Consider the following 8,560-nt stretch of genomic DNA (forward strand, 5'->3'; position numbering starts at 1 on the left):
TTTGAAGGATTTGGAAATGCGTAAAAAGAAGATGAGCATTCGTCTCAAACGTTTTTCGTTATCAATGACTTTTCCAGATTATTTGGCACAGTTGTTTTCAATGTGAGAGCTGTTATTTTTTAAAACATGCTTTACATTTTGGGATTGGGAGAGAGTCATGCGTTTGTCGTGATTTTGAATTCCTATTTCTTGACCTTTTTTGACTTTTAAATTATAATTTAATTATAAAGATGTACTCAGTTTAGCTAATAACGTGAATGAGTATATTATACCTATTTGAGATAGAAAAAGCGAGGTAGACCTATGGCTTTTACAAATACAATCGCCCGTTATGCAAGTTTCGGCACTATTCAATCTATCCCTGGCGAGGTCATCGACAGTTTTTGGTACATCATTGACAACAACCTCAAAGGCGTTTTCATCTTGGAAAACACGATTAACTTTGAACTGATGAACAACCACGGAGCGCTTTCAATCCGTTTTTCGCAAGATGATGACCCTAACACGTCTATGGTTATTGACTTTAATTACGAATTTGACAATGACTGGCCACGACTCTTTCATGCCGTTGATAACATGGGGCGTGAAACCATCATGACACCGATGGAAATGTAAAATCAGCCGAATCACAACACACAAACTGACCGTTAAATGTCAGTTTTTTTGTGCTCAAAGTCTCCGCAGACAAACAGTCAAATTTTAACTATTTGTTTGTCTACTCCCATCTTCCAGATGCTCGCAGACAAACAAAAAACAAGCCTCGTAAGACTTGCCTTCAAATTTTCTTATTCAGAATCGTTCGCTACGAATGGTAGCAAAGCCATGATACGTGCGCGTTTGATTGCTGTTACAACTTTACGTTGGTTTTTAGCAGAAGTACCAGTCACGCGACGTGGTAAAATTTTACCACGTTCTGAGATGAAACGTTTCAAGAGCTCAGTGTCTTTGTAGTCAACGTTTTCGATTTTGTTAGCTGCGATAAAGTCAACTTTTTTGCGGCGTTTGAAGCCTCCACGACGTTGTTGTGCCATGTGTTTTCTCCTTATATTATTCCAGACAGTTTTCCTGTCCATCAGTGATTAAAACGGCAGATCATCATCACTCAGGTTCATGGGTGTGCCACCAGAAAACGGATCACTATTGCGGCCAAAATCAGGTGTAGCAGATGAAGGATGAGTTTGTGATGACTGATTGCTACCGAAGTTTGCGTTTGTAGGTTGAGACGGTGAAGGTGTGTAACCACCGCCTTGTTGACCACCTTCGCGCGCGCTACGACTTTCTAGCATTTGGAAATTATCAGCAACCACTTCCGTCACGTAAACACGTTGACCTTGAGCATTCTCATAATTACGCGTTTGGATACGACCAGTAACGCCCAGAAGCGCACCTTTTTTCGCCCAATTTGCTAGATTTTCTGCGGCTTGACGCCAGATGACAACATTGATGAAGTCCGCTTCACGCTCACCATTAGCATTTTTAAAGGTACGATTAACCGCAAGGGTAAAAGTAGCCACTGCTTGATTGGCGGGTGTGTAACGCAATTCAATGTCTTTGGTCAAACGACCTACTAAAACAACATTATTAATCATGTTTTGTCCTTCCTGAAAACTAAAGTGTGCTTAAGATTAAGCGTCAACCTTAGTGATCATGTGACGCAAGATATCGCTATTGATTTTCGCAAGACGGTCAAATTCGCTTGTTGCAGCTGAAGCTGTATCAGCTTCAAATGTGACAAGACGGTACAAGCCTTCACGGAAATCATTGATTTCGTACGCAAGACGACGTTTTTCCCAATCTTTTGATTCAGAAATAGTTGCACCATTTTCTGTCAAGATTGTGTCAAAACGCTCAACAAGCGCTGTTTTGGCATCTTCGTCAATGTTTGGACGAATAATGTAAAGAATTTCGTACTTTGTAGTAGCCATTGATGTATCTCCTCCTTTTGGTCTAATGACTCAGGGCTCTTCCCCGAGTAAGTGAGGGTTACTCACAAGTAACTATTATAGCATATACGCTATAAGTTTTGCAAGTTTTTTTACTTTTTGAAATAGCAGATAAAATTAACCATTAACTAAGAAATTGATGTTCTAGCTTTACTAATCAACTTACCAATCCCGTAAAAAATCGAATAAATGACCATCAAGAACAAAAGATAAAGCCCACAGTATATGGCAATGATTTGAAACCAGCCCAAAGTGATGTACATTTGATACCACTCATCATGCGCCCTTGTCAGCGCAACCCAAAGCCATGGGATGAATGACATTAACAGGATAAGCGAGAAATTTAAAATCAAAGCTCTGAAAAACTTGTGCCGCCGTTTGCCTTGGATATAACCCTCGCAGGCATAAGAAAAAGGAATAAAGAAAAGCAACACGTGTATATTATAAGGACTAGTCGTTTCTCCTGCAGTCAGCCTAAGAAAAACATAGGCTAAAATCATCGCAATAATTGGCACAAAACTTGTCCATGACTTTACTTTTTTCATCCGCCAAATACCGTTGAAATGCCTGCATAGACTAGCAAAATTGCGCCGAGAACAATCCGATATTTACCAAAGAAAGTGAAATCGTGTTTCTTGATATAATCCATCAAAAACTTAATGACCACGATAGACACCAGAAAGGCCGTCACACTCGCCACCATTAAAATCGCAAACTGGTAAAAGCTAAAGCCTACCCCACTTAGCATAAATTTAAAAATTTTCAACAAACTCGCACCGAACATAACCGGAATCCCAAGGAAAAACGTAAACTCAGTCGCAACGAAACGTGACGCTCCTAGGATAATCGCGCCAAGAATGGTCACACCTGAGCGAGATGTCCCCGGCATTAATGACAAGACTTGAATCAAGCCGATATAAAAGGCAAAGCGGTAAGACATTCTATCTAAGTTAGTTAAAGTATCTGGACGTGTTTTCGCCCACTTCTCGACATATATGAATGCAACCCCATAGATAATCAGCATCAATGCAATCGGGATAAATTTATGAAAATGCGCATCCAACCAGTCATCAAAAGGCAAACCAATAATGACTGCTGGAATACATGCGATAATCACTTTCAACCAAAGTTGCCAAGTTAATTGGGTTTCACGTGGTGTCTTACTTGAATCAAATGGATTAAGCTTCTTAAAATAAATCACAACAACCGCTAAAATCGCACCTAGCTGAATCACCACATTAAACATATTCATGAACTCAGTGGATTGTTTGAGCTTGATAAATTCATCAGCCAGAATCAAATGTCCGGTCGAGCTAATCGGTAGCCACTCCGTGATACCTTCAATAATCCCTAAAATAACTGCTTTTATAAATGCCATTTTATCTACTTTCTCATTTCTGAATTTACACGTTTGAACTTCAAGCTAACTTCTTATCAACGCCTAAGTGATAAATCACTTAGGCACGTTGCCTTTGGCTTTTCCGTACGCCGCTAAAGCGGCAACTGCAATGCCATAGGAAAATAGATGATTTCTGAACCTGCGCAAGCGCAGAACCATAAATCCCTAATTTTCTACAGAAGTTTACGACGATGTCGTACCGCTTTCAGTATCACTTATTTTACAACTGCTTGACCTCATTATAACAAAACCCTTTCAAATTTTGGGCATAATTACTGTTTTTTGATAATAATTTTATCAACAAGCAAAATACTGACTTATCTATATTGAACATTCTGTCAATTTTTAGTAGAATTAAGAGATAACTGATACTTAGAAAGAGACCTATGAAAAAAATATTTTCACTTATCTTTGCGACACTTCTTGTCCTCAGTCTTGTGCCAGCGACACTTGTCAGTGCGACCAGTGATGACAACGAATTCCGTGTCGGCATGGAGGCAGGCTACCCGCCTTTTAACTGGACTCAAAAAACACAAGCCAATGGTGCTGTCAAAATTGACGGCAGTAACCAATACGCTAACGGCTACGATGTCCAAATCGCTAAGAAAATCGCCGAAAAGCTAGACAAAAAATTAGTCATCGTCAAAACGAAATGGGACGGCCTCTTGCCTGCCCTGACTTCTGGTAAAATTGACGCCATTATCGCCGGGATGAGCCCGACTACTGAGCGTAAAAAAGAGATTGATTTCTCACAAAATTACTATACAAGTCAGCTCGTTGTCATGGTCAGAAAAGATGGTAAATACGCTAATGCGACGTCTATCAATGACTTCAAAGGTGCTAAAATCACTGGTCAACAAGGCGTTTTCCATTACGATCTGATTCCTCAGATGATTGGCGCCACACAAGAACCTGCTATGGGCGATTTTTCGGCCATGCGCGTCGCTCTTGAGGCTGGTACCATTGACGGCTATGTCGGCGAACGTCCTGAAGGGATTACGGCTGAATCGAAAAATGCGAAATTTAAAATGATTACTTTTTCTGAGGGCAATGGTTTCAAGACCAATCCAGAAGATACGCAGACGGCTGTCGGTCTACGCAAGGCTGATAAAAATCTCGCCAAAATCAATGAAGTGCTCGCAGACATGAGCCAAGCTAAACAAACTAAAATCATGGATGACATGGTTGCCCTGCAAACGCATACGGATAAGGAAACTGGTTTCTGGGCACAAGTCGGCTCAATTATCAAAGATAGTGGCGGTGACTTCGTTCGTGCGGCTGGCATGACGCTATTCATTTCAATCATCGGGACTTTCATCGGAACCTTTATCGGTCTTTTGATTGGGGTCTTCCGCACGGCAAAAAAATCTGCTAACCGTGCACTTGCTTTGCTGCAAACTCTTGTCGGTTGGGTTATCAATATCTACGTTGAAATTTTCCGTGGTACGCCAATGATCGTTCAAGCCATGGTCATCTACTATGGTTCGGCACAGTTCCTAGGCATTTCCATGGATAAGACCTTAGCCGCTCTCCTCATCGTCTCCATTAATACTGGGGCTTACATGAGTGAAATCGTGCGTGGCGGGATTTTCGCTGTCGATACAGGTCAATTTGAAGCCGCTAGTGCTTTGGGGATGAATCACGGACAGACCATGCGTAAGATTGTCTTGCCACAAGTTATCCGTAACATTCTCCCAGCGACAGGTAACGAATTTGTCATCAACATCAAAGACACGTCTGTCTTGAACGTCATCTCGATTACCGAGCTTTTCTTCCAAGGAAACACGGTTGCACAACAAAATTATCAGTATTTCCAAACCTTTACCATCATCGCAGCCATTTACTTCGTCTTGACCTTCACGGTCACACGCATCTTGAGATTTGTTGAGAAAAAACTTGACTCTGAAAGCTATACGACGGGCGCTAACCAAATGCAACTGCCATTAAAAGAAGCTACTATTGGGTTAGGAGGCGAAAAATGAGCGATATCGTACTTGACATTAAAAATCTCAAAAAATCATTTGGACAAAACGAAGTCCTCAAAGACATCCACATGACCGTTGCCTCTGGCGAAGTGATCTCAATCATCGGTAGCTCAGGAAGCGGTAAATCAACTCTCCTTCGCTCAATCAACTTACTCGAGCAACCCACATCTGGCGAAATCATCTACAAGGGTGAAAACGTCCTCAAAAAAGGCTACGACCTTAACAAATACCGCACCCATCTGGGCATGGTTTTCCAATCTTTCAACCTTTTCAATAACCTAGATGTCCTAGAAAATGTTATCGTGGCACAAACAACAGTGTTGAAACGTCAGCGTGCCGAGGCGAAAAAAATCGCTTTAGAAAACCTGACTGCTGTCGGCATGGATAGATTTGTTAATGCCAAACCAAGTCAACTCTCAGGTGGTCAAAAGCAACGTGTGGCAATCGCTCGTGCGCTATCAATGAATCCTGATGTGCTCTTGTTTGACGAACCAACCAGCGCTCTCGATCCTGAAATGGTCGGCGAAGTGTTGAAAACGATGAAAGAGCTAGCTGAAAGCGGCTTGACCATGGTCATCGTGACCCACGAAATGGCCTTCGCCCGCGAAGTGTCTGACCGTGTCATCTTCATGGATAAAGGTGTCGTTGCCGAAAGTGGCACACCAGAAGAAATCTTCGTCACTCCAAAAGAAGAACGGACAAAAGAATTTTTGACACGATTCTTGCAGGATTAAACTATAAAAAAGACTAAATGAGTCTTTGAAAAGAGACTGGGACAAAAGTCGAAAATTAGCATGATTTAGTTAATTATAAAAGAGACAAACCGCATGAAATCAACGTTTTTAAAAACGAATTTCATGCGGTTTGTCTCTTTTTAAGATTTTTATTCTAGCCTCTTTTTCTATCAAGATAGATACAATCTAGTAAGGGCACAAAAAGACAGCCTTTCAATATCGAAAAGCTGTCTAGGATGAGATTTTAAAATTTGATCACATACTCAGTTTAATAGTTTAATCATTCTCTTTAATGACTATTTTGCTATGTTTAAACCAAGATAGACTACTCGCCAAGGCGATTAGTAATAATCCAATCAAAAGATATACTGTCTCTTGTATTTCTCCTGTTTTTGGTAGAGGAGTATTAGTCGTTGGTAGCGTTAGCCCTCCGACTTGACCTGTCGTAATCGGTTTGTAAACAAACGTGAAAATTTGAATTTGATCTGTTATGACCGCATTGATTTTTGAATTAGGAGAGATTAACTTATAACCTGTAATCGTTGGTGCAAGACTTTCAATTGTATCACCAATTTTACCAGTATAAACAGTTTCTACTCTAAGTTCCTTGCCATTTTGATCAACATAACGAACCGTAATTGGTGCTGGTTCTTTCTTCGGATCTGGTGCATCTTCCGCAATAATCGTCGCTGTCGTTCGTGCCGTTACTTCTTTTTCTGATGCTCTCACACGATTGAAAGTTAGTCCTTTCAATAATGGATTCACAGTTGTAAAAGTCACTTCATGCACACCTTCTGGTAATTCTGCAAAATCAGTCATACTATAAACCTGACCACTCACTATCGCCCAAATTTCACTATCTACCACCTGGTTATCTTCATTATAGAGCATTGGTTCATGCTCAGTATGTTGCCATGTGTAAGTTGTATTTTTAGCAATTTTACGCACAATTGGTTTAACTTCAAGATGCGTGAAATCTTCTTTAAAGTGAGCATAAAGCGTTTGTGCCCCGATTGCAGTTTCAGAAATAGCTGTAATTTCTTTACCTCCTGTTGTCGCATCAAACCAGCCAAGGAAGATATGACCATCTTTAGTCGCAGGTTCAAAACTAGGGACACCTACGCCATAAGTATAACCACTTGGGTTATCCGCATGATTCGTACCGCCATCTAAGACATACTTAATCGCAAAGTCATCTGCTGTCCAACGGGCATACAACGTTTTATCGCCTGTGGCGGTAGTCGAAATGTTGGTGACTTCTGCACCACCTGTTGCCGCATCATACCAACCTAAGAAAGTGTGATTGGGTTTAGTAGCTGATTCAAAGTTTGGGACGCCAACACCGTAAGTGTAACTATTTGGATTATTCGCATGATTTGACCCACCATCTAAGACATACTTAATCGCAAAGTCATCTGCTGTCCAACGGGCATACAAAGTTTTATCGCCTGTGGCGGTAGTCGAAATGTTGGTGACTTCTGCACCACCTGTTGCCGTATCATACCAACCTTTGAAAGTATGACCTGGTTTAGTCGCTACTTCAAAGTTTGGTACGCCAACACCATAAGTATAACCACTTGGGTTATCCGCATGATTCGTACCGCCATCTAGTACATACTTAATCGCAAAGTCATCTGCTGTCCAACGGGCATACAACGTTTTATCGCCACTATCAGTATCTGAAATGCTTGTAATGAGGTATGTATTTTATTTTCTGATATTCCCCAAATCCTACGATTCAGAGCCGAGTTTATATCAAAAAAGCAAGCGTGTTAGAATTTCCTTCTTCCAACTCACTTGCTTTTCAATCTATTTTTAGATATACTAAGTTTGTGAGTATAGAAGTGTGGTTTCTATACTACTTGTCGATAGAGAGGTCTAAACTCTATCGGCTTTTTTGATTTATTGTTACCTTTATTATAGCTTAAATCACGCAAAAAAGCAATAGCTAAATCAAACTTTTTTCAAGTGTTTTAGCCATTTCTTACAGTATTTTCTTACTTTTTATGAACCTCCAATATTGCCCGTTTCTTACCTACTGAAAACTTTTACGGATGATATCATTTCTTATCTTGCCTTGTTTGATTTCGCTTGGTGTCTCACTCGTTTTTAAGTAATCTGAGACACTGCCTTCTAGCTCCTGATATTTGGCATACTTTTCACGCCAGTCGCCGAAAAACAAATCTCGGATGGCGTTTTTATCTTCATACCTCATGATAATGAGTTGGGTCATGGCTTCAGCACCAGTCAACGACCAGTACATGCCTTGCTTCTTCATCCGATATGTGATTTTTCGGTGCTGACTCTCCATAACCCCAATACCGTTTAAGTCCAACCCTCTATCTTCTGCGGTTTTCGTATAGGGGAAGTTCCTGAGAATAGAGTTTTTGAATTTGTAAAACTTTTCTGTTTTCTTTTCCCCTTCAACCATTCCCTCCATCGTATCGAAAATGGCGCTCAAATCTTTTTTCTTATGATTTTTGATACACTCAAAAATTT

9 protein-coding genes and 1 pseudogene are annotated in these 8,560 nt (G+C 40.6%); 3 read left to right on the forward strand and 7 right to left on the reverse strand.

What is annotated here, in order from left to right:
• Positions 1 to 303 precede the first annotated feature (303 nt).
• Positions 304 to 615: a DUF960 domain-containing protein gene (locus tag ACYQ21_RS13655; protein ID WP_460059073.1), complete on the forward strand. Its 312-nt coding sequence runs from the start codon at positions 304 to 306 to the stop codon at positions 613 to 615.
• A 170-nt stretch (positions 616 to 785) separates the two neighbouring features.
• Here ACYQ21_RS13655 and rpsR read toward each other — a convergent pair whose 3' ends face one another.
• The 5 genes from rpsR to ACYQ21_RS13680 all read right to left on the reverse strand — a co-directional run bounded on the left by rpsR (position 786) and on the right by ACYQ21_RS13680 (position 3,321).
• Complete coding sequence (gene rpsR, locus ACYQ21_RS13660) at positions 786 to 1,031, reverse strand: 30S ribosomal protein S18 (RefSeq protein WP_003140392.1); 246 nt, start codon at positions 1,029 to 1,031, stop codon at positions 786 to 788.
• Between the two features lie 48 nt (positions 1,032 to 1,079).
• Positions 1,080 to 1,589 (reverse strand): single-stranded DNA-binding protein, encoded by a 510-nt coding sequence (locus ACYQ21_RS13665; RefSeq protein WP_460059074.1) that lies wholly within the window; start codon positions 1,587 to 1,589, stop codon positions 1,080 to 1,082.
• Between the two features lie 36 nt (positions 1,590 to 1,625).
• Positions 1,626 to 1,925, reverse strand: coding sequence for a 30S ribosomal protein S6 (rpsF, locus tag ACYQ21_RS13670; protein WP_460059076.1), 300 nt, complete (start codon positions 1,923 to 1,925; stop codon positions 1,626 to 1,628).
• A 146-nt stretch (positions 1,926 to 2,071) separates the two neighbouring features.
• On the reverse strand, positions 2,072 to 2,488 hold the full coding sequence (locus ACYQ21_RS13675; RefSeq protein WP_460059077.1) for a hypothetical protein: 417 nt from the start codon (positions 2,486 to 2,488) through the stop codon (positions 2,072 to 2,074).
• Positions 2,485 to 3,321 (reverse strand): undecaprenyl-diphosphate phosphatase, encoded by an 837-nt coding sequence (locus tag ACYQ21_RS13680; RefSeq protein ID WP_460059078.1) that lies wholly within the window; start codon positions 3,319 to 3,321, stop codon positions 2,485 to 2,487. Before ACYQ21_RS13680 ends, ACYQ21_RS13675 begins: the two co-directional genes overlap by 4 nt.
• 407 nt (positions 3,322 to 3,728) lie before the next feature.
• Between ACYQ21_RS13680 and ACYQ21_RS13685 the strand changes: the two genes are divergently transcribed.
• Both ACYQ21_RS13685 and ACYQ21_RS13690 read left to right on the forward strand, forming a co-directional pair.
• Positions 3,729 to 5,324 carry an ABC transporter substrate-binding protein/permease gene (locus tag ACYQ21_RS13685; RefSeq protein WP_460059079.1) on the forward strand — a complete coding sequence of 532 codons (1,596 nt, stop codon included), beginning with the start codon at positions 3,729 to 3,731 and terminating at the stop codon, positions 5,322 to 5,324.
• Positions 5,321 to 6,061: an amino acid ABC transporter ATP-binding protein gene (locus ACYQ21_RS13690; protein ID WP_460059081.1), complete on the forward strand. Its 741-nt coding sequence runs from the start codon at positions 5,321 to 5,323 to the stop codon at positions 6,059 to 6,061. The genes ACYQ21_RS13685 and ACYQ21_RS13690 overlap by 4 nt, the downstream gene beginning before the upstream one ends.
• 276 nt (positions 6,062 to 6,337) lie before the next feature.
• Here the strand turns inward: ACYQ21_RS13690 and ACYQ21_RS13695 are convergent, their stop codons facing one another.
• Together ACYQ21_RS13695 and ACYQ21_RS13700 are read right to left on the reverse strand one after the other, a co-directional pair.
• On the reverse strand, positions 6,338 to 7,717 hold the full coding sequence (locus tag ACYQ21_RS13695) for an InlB B-repeat-containing protein (RefSeq protein ID WP_460059083.1): 1,380 nt from the start codon (positions 7,715 to 7,717) through the stop codon (positions 6,338 to 6,340).
• Positions 7,718 to 8,096: 379 nt separating this feature from the next.
• Positions 8,097 to 8,560, reverse strand: a pseudogene (locus ACYQ21_RS13700) (ISLre2 family transposase); the annotation flags it as partial.

It is taken from the genome of Pseudolactococcus yaeyamensis (assembly GCF_054658615.1).